This is a genomic window from Streptomyces sp. NPDC007983, from assembly GCF_042958345.1.
Classification (GTDB): domain Bacteria; phylum Actinomycetota; class Actinomycetes; order Streptomycetales; family Streptomycetaceae; genus Streptomyces.
The window spans coordinates 381265-395507 of record NZ_JBIBJI010000004.1; the positions used below are offsets into that span (position 1 = coordinate 381265).

At 73.3% G+C, this 14243-nt stretch carries 12 protein-coding genes; 6 read left to right on the top strand and 6 right to left on the bottom strand.

Annotated elements, in window-relative coordinates:
• Positions 1-762: 762 nt before the first annotated feature.
• Entirely contained in the window at positions 763-1533 is a 771-nt protein-coding gene (locus ACFZCY_RS15255) for a DUF4239 domain-containing protein (protein ID WP_391172744.1), read from the top strand.
• A gap of 28 nt (positions 1534-1561) precedes the next feature.
• On the opposite strand, the gene ACFZCY_RS15260 is transcribed toward ACFZCY_RS15255, so the two are convergent.
• Complete coding sequence (locus ACFZCY_RS15260) at positions 1562-2413, bottom strand: metallophosphoesterase (RefSeq protein WP_391172746.1); 852 nt, start codon at positions 2411-2413, stop codon at positions 1562-1564.
• Positions 2414-2520: 107 nt separating this feature from the next.
• Here ACFZCY_RS15260 and ACFZCY_RS15265 point away from each other — a divergent pair, with 107 nt between their 5' ends.
• The gene (locus ACFZCY_RS15265) at positions 2521-2982 is read left to right on the top strand and encodes a universal stress protein (RefSeq protein WP_391172748.1); all 462 of its coding nucleotides are present in this window, start codon (positions 2521-2523) and stop codon (positions 2980-2982) included.
• 101 nt (positions 2983-3083) lie between these two features.
• A complete protein-coding gene (locus tag ACFZCY_RS15270; protein ID WP_361473092.1) occupies positions 3084-3320 on the top strand; it encodes a dodecin in 237 nt (78 codons plus the stop codon).
• Between the two features lies 1 nt (position 3321).
• On the opposite strand, the gene ACFZCY_RS15275 is transcribed toward ACFZCY_RS15270, so the two are convergent.
• The 5 genes from ACFZCY_RS15275 to ACFZCY_RS15295 form a co-directional block, all read right to left on the bottom strand.
• Complete coding sequence (locus ACFZCY_RS15275) at positions 3322-4389, bottom strand: Ca2+-dependent phosphoinositide-specific phospholipase C (RefSeq protein ID WP_391172751.1); 1068 nt, start codon at positions 4387-4389, stop codon at positions 3322-3324.
• Between the two features lie 149 nt (positions 4390-4538).
• On the bottom strand, positions 4539-6371 hold the full coding sequence (locus tag ACFZCY_RS15280) for a transketolase (protein WP_391172753.1): 1833 nt from the start codon (positions 6369-6371) through the stop codon (positions 4539-4541).
• Between the two features lie 105 nt (positions 6372-6476).
• Positions 6477-7793 (bottom strand): FAD-dependent oxidoreductase, encoded by a 1317-nt coding sequence (locus tag ACFZCY_RS15285; RefSeq protein ID WP_391172755.1) that lies wholly within the window; start codon positions 7791-7793, stop codon positions 6477-6479.
• A 129-nt stretch (positions 7794-7922) separates the two neighbouring features.
• Positions 7923-9116 carry an FAD-dependent monooxygenase gene (locus ACFZCY_RS15290; protein WP_391172757.1) on the bottom strand — a complete coding sequence of 398 codons (1194 nt, stop codon included), beginning with the start codon at positions 9114-9116 and terminating at the stop codon, positions 7923-7925.
• A gap of 105 nt (positions 9117-9221) precedes the next feature.
• Complete coding sequence (locus ACFZCY_RS15295; protein WP_391172759.1) at positions 9222-10088, bottom strand: DNA-formamidopyrimidine glycosylase family protein; 867 nt, start codon at positions 10086-10088, stop codon at positions 9222-9224.
• A gap of 162 nt (positions 10089-10250) precedes the next feature.
• Between ACFZCY_RS15295 and ACFZCY_RS15300 the strand changes: the two genes are divergently transcribed.
• The 3 genes from ACFZCY_RS15300 (at position 10251) to ACFZCY_RS15310 (ending at position 14215) form a co-directional block, all read left to right on the top strand.
• Positions 10251-11522, top strand: a complete 1272-nt coding sequence (locus ACFZCY_RS15300; protein WP_391172761.1) for a hypothetical protein — start codon at positions 10251-10253, stop codon at positions 11520-11522.
• Between the two features lie 81 nt (positions 11523-11603).
• Positions 11604-12656, top strand: coding sequence for a substrate-binding domain-containing protein (locus ACFZCY_RS15305; RefSeq protein ID WP_391172763.1), 1053 nt, complete (start codon positions 11604-11606; stop codon positions 12654-12656).
• A gap of 113 nt (positions 12657-12769) precedes the next feature.
• The gene (locus tag ACFZCY_RS15310) at positions 12770-14215 is read left to right on the top strand and encodes a lipase maturation factor family protein (RefSeq protein ID WP_391172765.1); all 1446 of its coding nucleotides are present in this window, start codon (positions 12770-12772) and stop codon (positions 14213-14215) included.
• The last annotated feature ends 28 nt before the right edge of the window (positions 14216-14243 follow it).

A 14243-nucleotide genomic window follows, 5' to 3' on the forward strand; every position in this document is an offset into this window, starting at 1 on the left:
GGGACGGTGACGGCCGGGGGGCCGCCACCACCGCCCCGCGGCGGACGATCGACGTCCGGGGCGGGGCGGCGACGGGGGACGGGGGTGCGGACCATGGACCGCGTGCGGGGGTGAGGCTGCGGGTGCGGGTCCAGATCGGCCCGGGCTTTTGTGGGTGCGTCAGGGCGTCGGTGGCGGCGTGGCGGGGCCGGCTCGGATTCCGCTACGGCTGGTGCCCGCCGCCCAAGCCCACACCGACGCCTACGCCCACTCCGACACCTACACCCACGCCCACTCCGACACCTACGCCCACGCCGACACCCACACCCAGCCCCACGCCGACCCCTTCGCCGACGCCCAGGCCCAGCGCCTCGCCTTCGGCCACCCCGGCGCCGCGCCCCACGCCGCCGCGCGCCCCCGCGCCCACCCGGCCGGCAGAGCCCGCCCCCGCGCCCGCGCCGTCCACGCGGCGCCCCGCGGCGCCGCTTCCGGTCGCTCCGCCGACCCGGCCCCCGGAACCACCGGCACCGTCCGCCGAGCCGGCTCCCGCGCCGAGCGGGACCCGCCGCGTCGAGGTGCGCGCGTATCACAAGCCCGCGCACCACCAACCCGACGGCGGGACCTCCTTGGTCACGTTCACCCTGCTGCTCACCGCGCCCGCGGTCCTCGCGGCCGCCGCGCTCCGTCCCCGCTCGCGCTCGCGCTCCGGCTCGCGCGGCAGCCGCCGCGGCTGACCCGCGCCCACCGCCGGCCGTCCCGGCCTTTTCGTACCGGAGGTTACCCATGCCCGAATGGCTGATTCTGACTCTTCTGACGGCCGGGATCTGCTCGGTCGTCGTCGTCCTCGCGATCCTCAACGCCCGCCGGCTCGGCGAGGACGACGATCCGAGCGAGACCCCCGATGTCCTCGACTACATGATCATGATGATCGGCGTGGTCTACGCGATCGTGCTGGGCCTGGCCATCGCCGGGGTCTGGGAGACCCGCGGCGCCGCCCAGGACGGGGTGCGGACGGAGGCCCAGGCGCTGCACGAGGTGACCGAGCGGGTGAGCGTCTACCCCCAGCCGGTGCGCGACCGCATCCGCGACGACGTCGACGCGTATGTGCGCCATGTGGTGTCCCGGGAGTGGAAGGTGATGGTCGACCAGGGCGAACTGACCGACCGGGGCACCGACCTGCTGGCCAGGCTGCGGCACGACGTCACCATGGCCAAGCCGCACAGCGACCTCCAGGCGCAGGCCTACCAGCCGCTCGTGGACCAGGTGGCCGCCGTCGACGACGCGCGGGGCGCCCGCCAGCAGAGCGCGGGGCCGACGATGCCCGAGGTGGTCTGGTTCGGGCTGCTGTTCGGCGCGGCGCTGGTGATCGGGCTGGTCTTCACCCTGCAGATCCGCCGCTCGCCACGGGAACTGATGCTGGCGGTGATGTTCACCGCCCTCATCATCTTCCTGCTCTACCTGGTGTGGGACTTCGACGAGCCCTTCGGACGGTCGGTCGGCGACGCGACGACGCCCTTCACCGACCTGTTCCCCGGCGTACGAGGAAGTCTGTGACCCCGTCCCCGCCGGTCGGCGGCCCGGGTCAGGACACGGGCACCGGGAGCACCCGGCGCAGCGGGTCCTCGGGCAGCCGGCCGTGGGCCTTCCACTCGCGCGGGTAGCCGACCGAGACCTCCTGGAACTTCACCCCGTCCTCCACCGTGGTCCGCGGGATGTGCAGATGCCCGTAGACGACGGTCTCGGCGCGGAACCGGACGTGCCAGTCGGCGGTCAACTCGGTGCCGCACCACAGGGCGAAGTCGGGGTAGCGCAGCACGCGGGTGGGCAGCCGGGTCATCGGCCAGTGGTTGATGAGCACCGTCTTCAGCGCGGGGTCGCAGGCCGCGAGCCGGGCCTCGGTCTCGGCGACCCGGGCGCGGCACCAGGCGTCGCGGGTGGGGTAGGGGTCCGGGTGCAGGACGTGCTCGTCGGTGCAGATCACGCCCTCGTCGTGGGCGTGGGCGAGGGCGGCCTCCTTCGTGGTGAGGCCGTCGAGGCGGAAGGTGTAGTCGTAGAGCAGGAACAGCGGGGCGATGGTGAGCGGCCCGCCGATGCCCTCCCACACCGGGTACGGGTCCTCGGGCGTGACGACGCCCTTGCTCCGGCACATCTCCACCAGCGCCCCGTAGCGCGCCACGCCCCGGGCCTTCACCGGGTCCTTGGGGTGGGTCCACAGCTCATGGTTGCCCGGCGACCAGATGACCTTGGCGAAGCGCTCGCTCAGCAGCCCCAGCGCCCATTCGATGTCGGCGAAGACCTCGCCGACGTCCCCGGCGACGATCAGCCAGTCGTCCTCGGAGCCGGGCCGCAGCCGCTCCACGATCGACCGGTTCTCCTCGTAGGCCACGTGCAGGTCACTGATGGCGAGTAGTTCGCCCCGGTGCGTGCCGCCCATTGTTTCTCCTGTCGTACGGTCGGCGGTCATGTTGCGGTCACGGCGTGGTCGCGCCGCGGGACGGGTCGGATGATCACCCGTTTCTCCCTGGCGCTAGCCTCGCAGATGTGGTGGACAAACTTCCCGCGTCCTTCGAGCGCGGAACTGACGGTCCGAAGGTTATCGTGGCCGGTGTCGACGGCTCCGACTCGTCCTGGCGTGCCGTCGCGTACGCCGCGGGGCTGGCCAGACGCCAGAACGCGCTGCTCGCCCTGGTGTACATCCAGCCCGTGATGGCGGCCGGTGCGGCGCTGGGCGCCTCCGTGGCGGACACCACGGGAGAGGTGGCCGAGGAGCTGCTGCGGGAGGTGCGCGAGGCGACCGAGCGGCTGCGCGGCGTCTTCGAGGTGCGCTGGGAGTTCCACACCTTCCGCGGCGATCCGTACAACGGCCTGGTGACGGCGGCGGACGAGCTGAAGGCCGACGCGGTGGTGGTCGGCGCGTCCGAGCAGGCGGGGCACCGCATCGTCGGCTCGGTGGCGGTCCGGCTGGTCAAGGCGGGGCGCTGGCCGGTCACGGTGGTGCCGTAGCCCGCCGGGCGCGGCGGCCGCCTCCGGCTCGCGGACCGGGGCGCGGTGAGGCACCGTGGGGAGAGGAACCATCGGACCACCCCAGGACCGGGGAGACTGCCATGTCCCATACCTACCGGGTGACGGAGATCGTCGGCTCGTCCACCGAGAGCGTCGACGACGCGATCCGCAGCGGCATCAGCCGCGCCTCGAAGACGCTGCGCAATCTCGACTGGTTCGAGGTCGGCGCCGTCCGCGGGCATATCGAGGACGGCCGGATCGCGCACTACCAGGTAGGGCTGAAGGTCGGATTCCGGCTGGAGGAGACCGACTCCGGCTCCGGAGATCTGCCCGGCTGATTCAGCCACGGGGGACGACGGCGGACAGCACGGACGGCAGCGGATACCAGTCGGCGGTCGCGAGGCTGGCGTGCCGCGCGGCGAGGTCGTTCACCCGCGCCCGGGCCTGGGCCTCGGTGGGGTGGGTGCCGTCGATGGCGGGCGCGACGTTCTGCGCGTCGGTCATGATCAGGATGTAGTGGCGGGCGTCGTACCAGGCGGTGTCGATGTTCCGGGTGACGTACGCGGAGGCGTCGCCGTCGAAGAACACGAACCACGGGCGGATCGCGGCGTCCTGGTAGCGGGTGCGCGGGTCGCCGGCGGCGGCGGTGTGGACGGCGGGGAAGGCGGCCGCCTGGCGGAGGTTTCCGGCGGCGGCGAGATCGCGCAGACGAGTGGCGTACTCGCGGTCGGTCCACAGGGTGTCGAGCGGGTTGTTCTCCTCGACGGTGCCGGGGATCAGCTCGACGATGAACTTGCCCGCGAGCGCGGACCGGGACGGCCAGGCCCCGGCCCGTACCGCCTCGTCCAGGTCGGTGTGGTCGCCCACCACGTCAGCGGGGCGCAGCAGCGCGTCGCCGAGGGTGGCGCCGAGGAGCGCGTCGAGGTCGTCGGGGCCGCGGCCGCTCTTGTCGTAGAAACCGTCCTTCAGCTCCGTCTTGATGACGATGGGACGGTGGCCGGGGTGGGCGTCGTGCCAGGCCCTCATGTCGGCGAGGCAGCCCGCCAGGCTCTGGTTGCGGGCCTTGGTGCGCAGTTCGGCGGGGGTGGCGGCGTTCTCGCAGTTGTTGTCGTTGCCGAGCGGGTTGCTGTGCGAGACCCGCCACCCGGCGCCGAACACGTTGGTCCACACGTCGAGTTCGAGCAGGGAGGCACCGGAGTCGAGCGCGTCGGCGAAGTACGGATACTTCGCCTTCTCGTACGCGTTGTGCACGCCCACCCCCGTGGTGGCGGCGTACGACGGCTCGGCCGCGGCGGCCGGGCTCGCGCCCGCCGATGCCGTCAGACACAGTGCGGCGGCCGCCGCGGCGACCGCCACCGTTCGCGTGTGCCGCGCCCTGCCGGACGCGGATCCCCCCAGGTTGCCCATCCGACCCCACCCCTGCCGCTGCCATCAGAACTGGGCAGCAGCGTACGGGAGGGGCCCACGGGTGACGAGAGGGACTTCGTCACATGGAGATGTTCTGGGGTCTGTCGGGGTGTGCTCGGCTCAGATCTCCCTCATCGGCTGAAGTCGCCTCAGGCGGCCACGAGTTCGCGGGCCGCCGCGGTGATCGCCTCGGCGTCGATCCCGGCCTGGTTCAGCTGCTCGGCCGGGGTGCCGGACATCGGCATGTTCCGTACGGCGAGCCGCACGATGCGCGGCGCCGGGCCGCCGTCGGCGAAGGCGCCCTGGACCGCGTCGCCCACACCGCCCTCGGGGTGGTGGTCCTCGACGGTGATCAGACGGCCCGTCACCTCGGCGGCGGTGCGCAGCGCCTCGGCGTCGACCGGCTTGAGCGAGTACAGGTCGATGACGCGGGCGGAGATGCCGTCCTGGGCGAGCCGGTCGGCGGCGGCGATGGCCTCGTGGACGGTGACCCCGGCCGCGACGAGGGTGACGCGGTCGCTCTCGGTGGCGCGCAGGATCTTGGACCCGCCGATGGGGAAGCGCTCGGAGGACGGGTAGATGACGGGCGTTCCGCCGCGCGAGGTGCGCAGGTAGCGGATGCCCGACAGCTCGGCCATGGTCGCGGTCAGCTGGGCGGTCTGGTTGGCGTCGCACGGGTAGAGCACGGTGCTGCCGTGCACGGCCCTCATCGCCGCCAGGTCCTCCAGACCCATCTGCGAGGGCCCGTCCTGGCCGATGGCGACCCCGGCGTGCGAGCCGACCAGGTTGAGGTCGGCGCGGCTGACGGAGGCCATCCGGACGAAGTCGTAGGCGCGGGTGAGGAAGGCGGCGAAGGTGCAGGCGTACGGGGTCCAGCCGCGCGTCTGCATGCCCACCGCGGCGGCCACCATCTGCTGTTCGGCGATGTAGAACTCGAAGTAGCGCTCGGGGTGTTCCTTGTGGAAGTACTCCAGCCGGGTCGAGTCGCCCACCTCGCCGTCGAGGGCCACCACATCGCCGCGGGCGGTGCCGACGGCGGCCAGCGCCTCGCCGAACGCGTCGCGGGTGGGGACGGTGTCGCCGGTGTTGAAGCGCGGCAGGCTCAGCGGGCCTTCCGAGGCGGGCCGGGTGGGCTTCTCCGCGGGCGGGCCGAGCACCGGTACCGCCATGTTCCGTACGCCGCCGAGTTCGGCGATGGCCTCCTCGGGGTCCTTCAGCGGCTTGCCGTGCATGCCCTCGTGGTTCTCCGCGGAGGCGACGCCGCGGCCCTTCTGGGTGCGGGCGATGATGGCGGTGGGGCGGCCGACGGTCGACGTCGCCTCGCCGTAGGCGCGGTCGATCGCGGCGATGTCGTGCCCGTCGACCTCGATGGTGTGCCAGTCGAAGGCACGGATGCGGCGGGCGTAGGCGTCGAGGTCCCACTGGTGGCGGGTGGGCCCGCGCTGGCCGAGCCGGTTGACGTCGATGATGGCGGTGAGGTTGTCGAGCCGTTCGTGGCCCGCGTGCTCGAACGCCTCCCAGACCGAGCCCTCGGCCATCTCGCTGTCCCCGCACAGCACCCAGACCCGGCTGGAGACGTGGTCGAGCCGCTTTCCGGCCAGCGCCATGCCGACGCCGAAGGGCAGCCCCTGGCCGAGCGATCCGGTGGCCACGTCCACCCAGGGCAGTTCGGGGGTGGGGTGGCCCTCCAGCCGGCTGCCGAGCTTGCGGAAGGTGAGCAGTTCCTCGTCCTTGAGCGCCCCGGCCGCCTTGTAGAGCGAGTACAGCAGCGGGGAGGCGTGCCCCTTGGAGAAGATCAGGTGGTCGTTGCCCGGGTGCTCCGGCTTTTCGAAGTCATAGCGCAGATGGTTGCCCATGAGGACGGCCATCAGGTCCGCCGCCGACATCGACGAGGTGGGGTGGCCGGACCCGGCGGCGGCCGAGGACCGCACGGAGTCCACCCGCAGCTGCTGCCCGAGCTCGCTGAGCTGTTCGTGTCGCATTGTTCTCCTTCCAGGTTCTTCCGGCGGCTCGGCCTTCCGGCGTTCGGCCGCCCGGGCTTTCCGCCTGATTCAGCCTGTTCCGCCTGTTCAGCCTGTCCCGCCTGTTCAGCCGCCGCCACGGCCGTGCCGCGCGACCTCGGGCGACTCGGTGTCCAGCGGCACCGACCAGGACGGCACCAGGCCGAACTGGACCGCCTGCGGCGGCAGCGCCGCGTCCAGCAGCCAGTCGGCGGCCACCCGGATCCGGTTGCCGGGCATCGCCATCAGGTGGTAGCCGCGGGTGACCGCGTTGGCCGCGGGGCCGGCCAGCGGGATGTGCAGTGGGTCCGCGGCCGCTTGTACCCCGCCGAGATCGACCGTGAACCCCAGGTCGTGGTGTTTGTACGGGCGCGGGGTGCCGCGTCCGAAGGAGGCGAGGATGTTGTGGGCGGCCACCTTGCCCTGGCGCTGCGCGTGCTGCGCGGTCATCGGCGTGAACTCGCCCGGCCGGGTCAGATCCGGCACCGCGGCGGCGTCCCCGCAGGCCAGCACCTCCGGATGGCCGGGGACGGCCAGATACTGGTCGACCCGCAGCCGCCCGTGCTCGGTCGCCAGCCCGAGGTCCTCCACCAGCGGGTCGGGGCGTACGCCGACGCACCAGATCAGCGACCGGGTGTCGATGAACTCGCCGTCGTCCAGAAGCACTCCCTCGGAGGTGGCCTCCTTGACCGAGGTGCCCATCCGGACGTGCACACCGCGCCGCCGCAGCACCCGGCCGGCGGTGCGGGAGAGCCGTTCGTCGAGGCTGGGCAGCACCCTCTTGGCCACGTCGAGCAGCATCCAGCGGGGCCGGGACTCGCCGCGCAGCGCTGCGTTCCGCCGGGCGAGCGAGTCGGTGAACAGCACGCCGTGGGCGGCCACTTCGGTGCCGGTGTATCCGGCGCCCACCACCACGAAGGTCTTGCGCGCGGCCCGCTCCCGGGGGTCCCGGGTGTTGGCCGCCATCTCGAGCTGGCGGGTGACGTGGTCCCGCAGGTACAGGGCCTCCGGCATGCCGCGGAAGCCGTGGGCGTGCTCGGCCACGCCCGGGATCGGCAGCAGCTTGTTGACGCTGCCCACCGCCAGGACGAGCCGGTCGTAGCTCATCTCGCCGCGCACGCCCTCGGGGTCGGTCCAGGCCACCCGGCGGCCGGTGAGGTCGACGGAGTCGACGTTGCCCAGCACCAGCCGGACGTGCGGCAGGGTGCCGGTGAGGGACACCGAAACCCGTCGGGGTTCCAGGACCCCGGCGGCCACCTCGGGGAGCAGCGGCAGGTACAGAAAGTAGTCGTTGGGGTTGATCAGGACGATTTCCGCCGTGCGGCGCAGAGCGCGGGACAGCGTACGGGCGGCCTGGTAACCGGCGAAACCGGCCCCCACGATCACGATGCGTACTGGGCTCACACGGACTCCCGGGCGTACGGAGGGCAGAGCGCTCCAAGTGCCCGTGTGGGCCGAGGTCAAACCTGGGGTGGCGGCCGGCCTCGGCCCGGTGGACAATCCCGCCGCCCGCGCCGGGGGCTGCCGCGGGGGCTATGACCGGACCGGTTCGTCCCAGTCGATGCGGTAGCCGGTCTGCCAGTCGTCGCCGGTGGTGCCCGCCCGGTCGAGCCTGCGGGGCATCGTGGCGTCCCGCAGGGCCCGCTTGACGGGCCCGGGGGCGTTGCGGCGGGCCAGGCCCGCGCTGTTCGCGGCCACCTTCTCGACCCGTTCGCGGCGCAGCCCCTCGTACGCGGCGAGCGCCGACCGCGGGCCGGGCAGATCGCGCAGGCACTTGGCGAGCACCACACCGTCCTCGATGGCCAGCGAGGCGCCCTGGGCGGCGTTGGGCGCGCACGCGTGCGCCGCGTCCCCCACGATGACCATGCCCTCCTCGGACCAGACGGGGGTGGAGACGAGGTCGTACGCGGCGGTGGCGACGATGCTCTCGCCGGTGGCGCGGACGATGTCGGCGGCCGGGGTGTGGTCCTCGGCGAACAGTTCCGTCAGCCGCTCCCGCCACTGCCCGGGGGTGACGGCGGCCAGCTCCGCCTTGGACAGTTCGGCCGCCGGGGCGTTGCTGAACCACCACACCTCGCCGTCGGGCGCGGTGGTGCAGCCGAAGAACGCCTGCTTGCCGAAGACCATCCGGTAGGTCTCCGGGGCGGGCGGTTCGGCGGCGTCGCGGGTGTAGCCGCACACCGTGTGCTGTCCGGTGTAGCGGGGCCGGGGCGCGCCCGCGTCGATGGTCCGGCGGATGAGGGAGTGGATTCCGTCGGCGCCGACGAGGACGTCGCCCACGGCCCGGCCGCCGTCCGCGAAGGATCCCACGATCGTGCCGTCCGGGCCGGTCTGGGCGGCCAGCAGCCGCTTGCCGTGCTCGATGCGCACTCCGCGGCGCACCGCTTCCTCGCGCAGCACCCGGGCCAGGGTGGCGCGTCTGATCGTGACCGCCCCGAGCCCGCCGTCCTCCGCGCCGGCCATCGGCTTGTCGCCCAGCCGTTTGCCGGTGTTGCTGATGAATTCGACGCGGGTGGCCGGGAAGGCGTGCTCCAGGACCGGCCCATGGGCGTCGATGGTGCGCAGCGCCTCCAGGCCGTTGTTCGCGACGAGCAGGAACGCACCGCCCGTGTCGGTGGCGCCGGGAGGGTACGCCTCGTAGACGACCGCGTCGATGCCCGCCTTGTGCAGGGCCATCGCGGTGACCGTACCGGCGATGCCGCCACCGATGATCAGGGCCTTGGTCATGGTGCTCCGTGACAGAGGGTCGGGAAAAGGTGACAGCACCATAGGGCCCGCACGCGGGTCCCGGGGCGGGTTCGCCAAGGCCGGTACGGCGGTGTGCGGGGGCGGCTACTTGAGCAGCCGGGACATCCGGCGGTCGGCGAGCGGTTTGCCGCCGGTCTGGCAGGTGGGGCAGTACTGGAGCGAGGAGTCCTTGAAGGACACCTCGCGGACGGTGTCGCCGCACACCGGGCAGGGCTCTCCGGTGCGGCCGTGCACCCGCATCCCGCTGCGCTTCTCCGCCTTGAGGTCCCCGGCCGCGAGCCCCCGGGAGCGTTCGACGGCGTCCCGCAGGGTGGCGCCCATCACCTCGTACAGGACGGCGATCTCCTCCTCGGAGAGGTCCGAGGCGAGCCGGTAGGGCGACATCCGGGCGGCGTGCAGGATCTCGTCGGAGTAGGCGTTCCCGATCCCGGCGATGACGCTCTGGTCGCGGAGCACGCCCTTGATCCGGTGGCGTACGCCGCGCAGCAGCCCGGCGAACGCCTCTTGGGTGAAGGAGTCTTCGAGCGGGTCGGGGCCCAGGCGGGCGATGCCCGGCACCTCGGCGGGGTCGCCCACGCAGTACACGGCCAGCCCCTTGCGGGAGCCCGCCTCGGTGAGGTCGAAACCGGAGCGCTCCGGCCCGGAGAGCAGCAGCCGCAGCGCCAGCGGGCCACGGCCGGGGCGCGGCGGGGCCTCGGGCAGCCCGTCCTTCCAGCGCAGCCAGCCCGCGCGGGCGAGATGGATGACCAGATGGGGGCCGTCGGTGGCCAGGTCGAGGAACTTGCCGTGGCGGCCGGCCTGCGTGACGGTGCGGCCTTCGAGGGCGGTCAGCGGCGGGTCGTACGTCTTCAGCACGCTCACCGCGACGGGCAGGACGCGGGCGATCTCCCGGCCCACCGCGCGGTCGGCCAGGATCCCGGTGAGGGCCTCCACCTCGGGCAGCTCCGGCATGCCACCAGTGTGCCGCAGCACCGCCCGGGGCGCGTCCGGCCGCCCGCGCCCCACCCTCGTACCACTCCGGGCTGCGGGGTGCGGTCTCCTCCCCTACTGTCTCTCTTGTCTGCTTGACGCTTTTGATCCTTGATGCCTCATTCGTCCCGTACGGAGAGTCCCATGCCCGAGACCGGACAGCGTGAGCGGTCCGTACCGCAGTACGAGCCGTACGAGGCTCATGAGGCGTACGAAGGGGGCAGCCCCGAGGCCGAGCGGCTGCTCTTCGAGAAGCTGGCACGCGAGCTGATGAGCGTCCAGCGGGCGCACCAGCGGGCGTCGGGCGGCGCCCAGCTGCTGCGCACGTTCCACGCGAAAGCGGCGCTCGGCGTGGAGAACGCGCGGCTGCGCTTCCACGACAGCCTTCCGCCCGAGCTGTGCGTGGGATACGCCCGGCCGGGCGCCGAATACCCGGCCGTGGTGCGGCTGTCCAACGAGAGCGGCACCGAGCGCCATGACGCCACTCCCGATCTGCGCGGGATGGCGGTGCGGGTCCAGGCCCGCCCCGGGGAGAGCCACGATCTGCTGGCCACCAGCTTCCCGGTGTCCCATGCCGCGGACGCGCGCGAGTTCGTGGCCTTCGCCAAGGCGACGGCGGGCGCGGACACCACGGTCGAGCGGGCGTTCGGGCTCTTCGTCAGGCTGCCGCTGGCCGTGGGCTGGGGAGCCGCCGACCGGATGCGCCGCAATGTGCACACCGCGACCCGCTACGCGGTCGGCTCGCTGGCCCGCGAGACCTTCTGGAGCCGGGGCGCGATCCTGTGGGGCGCGGCCGGGCCCGTGCGCTACCAGCTGCGCCCGGCCCCGGGCGGTACCCCCGCGCCGCTTCCCGACAGCTCCGACCCGGACTACCTCCGCCATGAACTGACGATGCGGCTGGCCACCGGCGACGTGTGCTTCGAGCTGTGTGTGCAGCGCTACGCGGACGAGCGCCGCACCCCGGTCGAGGACGGCTCGGTGGAGTGGCGGGAGAGCGACGCCCCGGTCGTCCCGGTGGCGCTGCTGACCGTACCCCGCCAGGCTCTCGACACCGCCGAGGCCCGGGCGGCGGCCCGCCGGGTCGAGCAGCTGGCGTTCAACCCGTGGCACACCACGGAGGAGTTCCGGCCGCTGGGCAACCTCAACCGGGCCCGTAAGGCGGCGTACGAGACGGCCGCCGCGCATCGGCTCGGGCTGTGCGCCGGCGCCGCGCCGCCGCCGCGCGACACGGTCCTCGGGGTGCCGGTGCGGGCCGGGGCGCGCCTGGCCCTCGGCCTGGTCGACCGCTATGTGCCGTGGCACCGGCTGCCGGTGCCACCGGGGCTGCCCGGCCTGGCCGCGCTGCGCGGGACGCTCCGGCGGCTCCGTCTCGTCGACGCCGACGTCCGCGAGGCCCCTGAGGTGCCCGCTCCCTGAAGGCCGCCGCGACCCGCTGGACCGGTTCACCACCGCGATATCGTGTGCCGGTTCACGCGGGCCGGACACGGGGGAGCGGTTATGGACGGCGAGGCCGGGGCGGGCCGGGGGCGGCGCGTCACCATACGGGACGTGGCCGCGCGCGCCGGGGTCTCCAAGGGCGCGGTGTCCCTCGCCTTCAACGACCGGCCCGGCGTCTCCCCGGCCACCCGGGACCGTATCTTCGCGGCCGCCCGCGAACTGGGCTGGGCTCCCCATCTCTCCGCCCGCTCGCTGGCCGGCTCCCGGGTGGACACGGTCGGGCTGGCCATCGCCCGCCCGGCCCGGACGCTGGGGCTCGAACCCTGGTTCATGGAGTTCGTGTCGGGCATCGAGAGCGTGCTGGTCGAGCGGTCCTGCTCGCTGCTGCTGCGGCTGGTGCGGGACGTGGCGGAGGAGATCGAGGTCCAGGAGGCGTGGTGGCGCGGGCGCCAGGTGGGCGGCTCGATCCTGGTCGACCTGCGCGACGGCGATCCGCGCGTTCCCGCGCTGCGGCGGCTCGGGCTGCCCGCCGTCGCCGCCGGGCACCCGTCCCTTGCGGGCGGACTCACCTCGGTGTGGACCGACGACGCCACCGCGGTGGGCGAGGCGGTGCGCTATCTGGCGGCCCTAGGCCACCGGCGGATCGCCCGGGTCGGCGGCGCGCCCGCGCTCGGCCACAGCACCGTGCGCACGGCGGCCTTCGAGGCCACCTTGGGCGAGTTGGGGCTCGGGTTGGGGCGCACGGTGACCACGGACTTCTCCGGCGAGGAGGGGGCGCGGGCCACCCGCGCCCTGCTGGCCTCGGGCGACCGGCCGACGGCCATCATCTACGACAACGACATCATGGCGGTGGCCGGTCTTTCGGTGGCGGCCGAGATGGGGCTCACGGTCCCGGCCGATGTGTCGCTGCTGGCGTGGGACGACTCCCAGCTGTGCCGCCTGACGCATCCGACGCTGTCGGCCATGAGCCACGATGTGTCCGGCTTCGGGGCGGAGGTGGCGCGCCGGCTGTTCGACGTCCTGGACCGGGCCGAGCCCCGCGCCCATCAGGCCCCCACCCCGGCCCTCACCCCCCGTGCCAGCACGGCGCCGCCTCCGGCCCGCCGGGTCTGAACCGGTTCAGCGGCCCCGCCGGGCCCGAATGCCCCGCCGCGCTGCGGGCACTCGCCGGAGGTGGTACGGATAGCCGCAGGCCTCGGCGGCAACAGGCCCAGGGAGCAGCCCTTATGGAGTGGTTCACGTCGTCCGGCTACTGGCTGAGCCGGCTGGTCCTCCAGCGAGGACTGGCCGCCGTCTACCTGATCGCCTTCCTGACGGCGGCCACCCAGGCCCGGGCCCTGATCGGCGAACGGGGGCTCACCCCGGCGCCCCGGTTCCTCGCGCGGGTGCCGTTCCGCCGCTCGCCCAGCCTGTTCCATCTGCACTACTCCGACCGCTTCTTCACCGCCCTGGCCTGGCTCGGTGCCGCGCTGGCCGCCGCCGTGCTGGCGGGGGCCGCCGACGACGTGCCGCTGTGGGCCGCGATGGCGGCGTGGCTGGTGCTGTGGCTGCTGTATCTGTCCATCGTCAACGTGGGGCAGGTGTGGTACGGCTTCGGCTGGGAGTCGCTGCTGCTGGAGGCCGGGTTCCTGGCCGTGTTCCTGGGGAACGAGCGGACCGCGCCGCCGGTGCTGATGCTGTGGCTGCTGCGCTGGCTGCTGTTCCGGCTGGAGTTCGGCGCCGGGCTCATCAAGCTGCGCGGGGACCGCTGCTGGCGCGATCTGACCTGCCTGTACTACCACCATGAGACCCAGCCGATGCCGAACCCGCTGAGCTGGTACTTCCACCATCTGCCGAAGCGCCTGCACCGGGTCGAGACGGCCGCCAACCATGTGGCGCAGCTCGTCGTCCCGCTGGCGCTGTTCACCCCGCAGCCCGCCGCGAGCGTGGCCGCGGGCGTCATCGTGGTCACCCAGCTGTGGCTGGTGGCCTCCGGCAACTTCTCCTGGCTGAACTGGGTGACGATCCTGCTGGCCCTCGCCGCGGTCGACGGGCGGATGGCCGCCGAGGTGCTGCCGCTGCCGGCGCCGCCCCCGCTTCCCGCTCCCCCGGTCTGGTACGAGGTCCTGGTGGCGGCGGCCTTCGTCTTCGTCGCGGTGCTCAGCTACTGGCCCGCCCGCAATCTCCTCTCGGGCCGCCAGCTGATGAACTACTCCTTCAATCCGCTCCATCTGGTCAACACCTACGGCGCCTTCGGCAGCGTCAACCGCAGCCGGCAGGAGGTGGTGATCGAGGGCACCGACGAACCCGTGCTCACCCCGGACACCGTGTGGAAGGAGTACGAGTTCCGGGGCAAGCCGGGCGATGTGCGCAGGATGCCGCGTCAGTTCGCGCCGTACCACCTGCGGCTGGACTGGATGATGTGGTTCGCCGGGATCTCCTCGGCGTACGCCGGGTCCTGGTTCACCCCGCTCGTCGGCAAGCTGCTGGTGAACGACCGGGCCACGCTGAAGCTGCTGCGCGCCTCCCCCTTCCCGGACGCGCCGCCCACCCACATCCGGGCCCGGCTGTACCTCTACCGCTTCACCACCCGGCGGGAGCGGCGCGCCGGCGGCGGGTGGTGGCATCGCACCCTGATCGGCGAGTTCCTGCCGCCGGTCCGGCTGGAGGAGGTGCACCCGCCGGGCCGGTGACGAGGGGGGCCTGACGGCGGGGGCAACG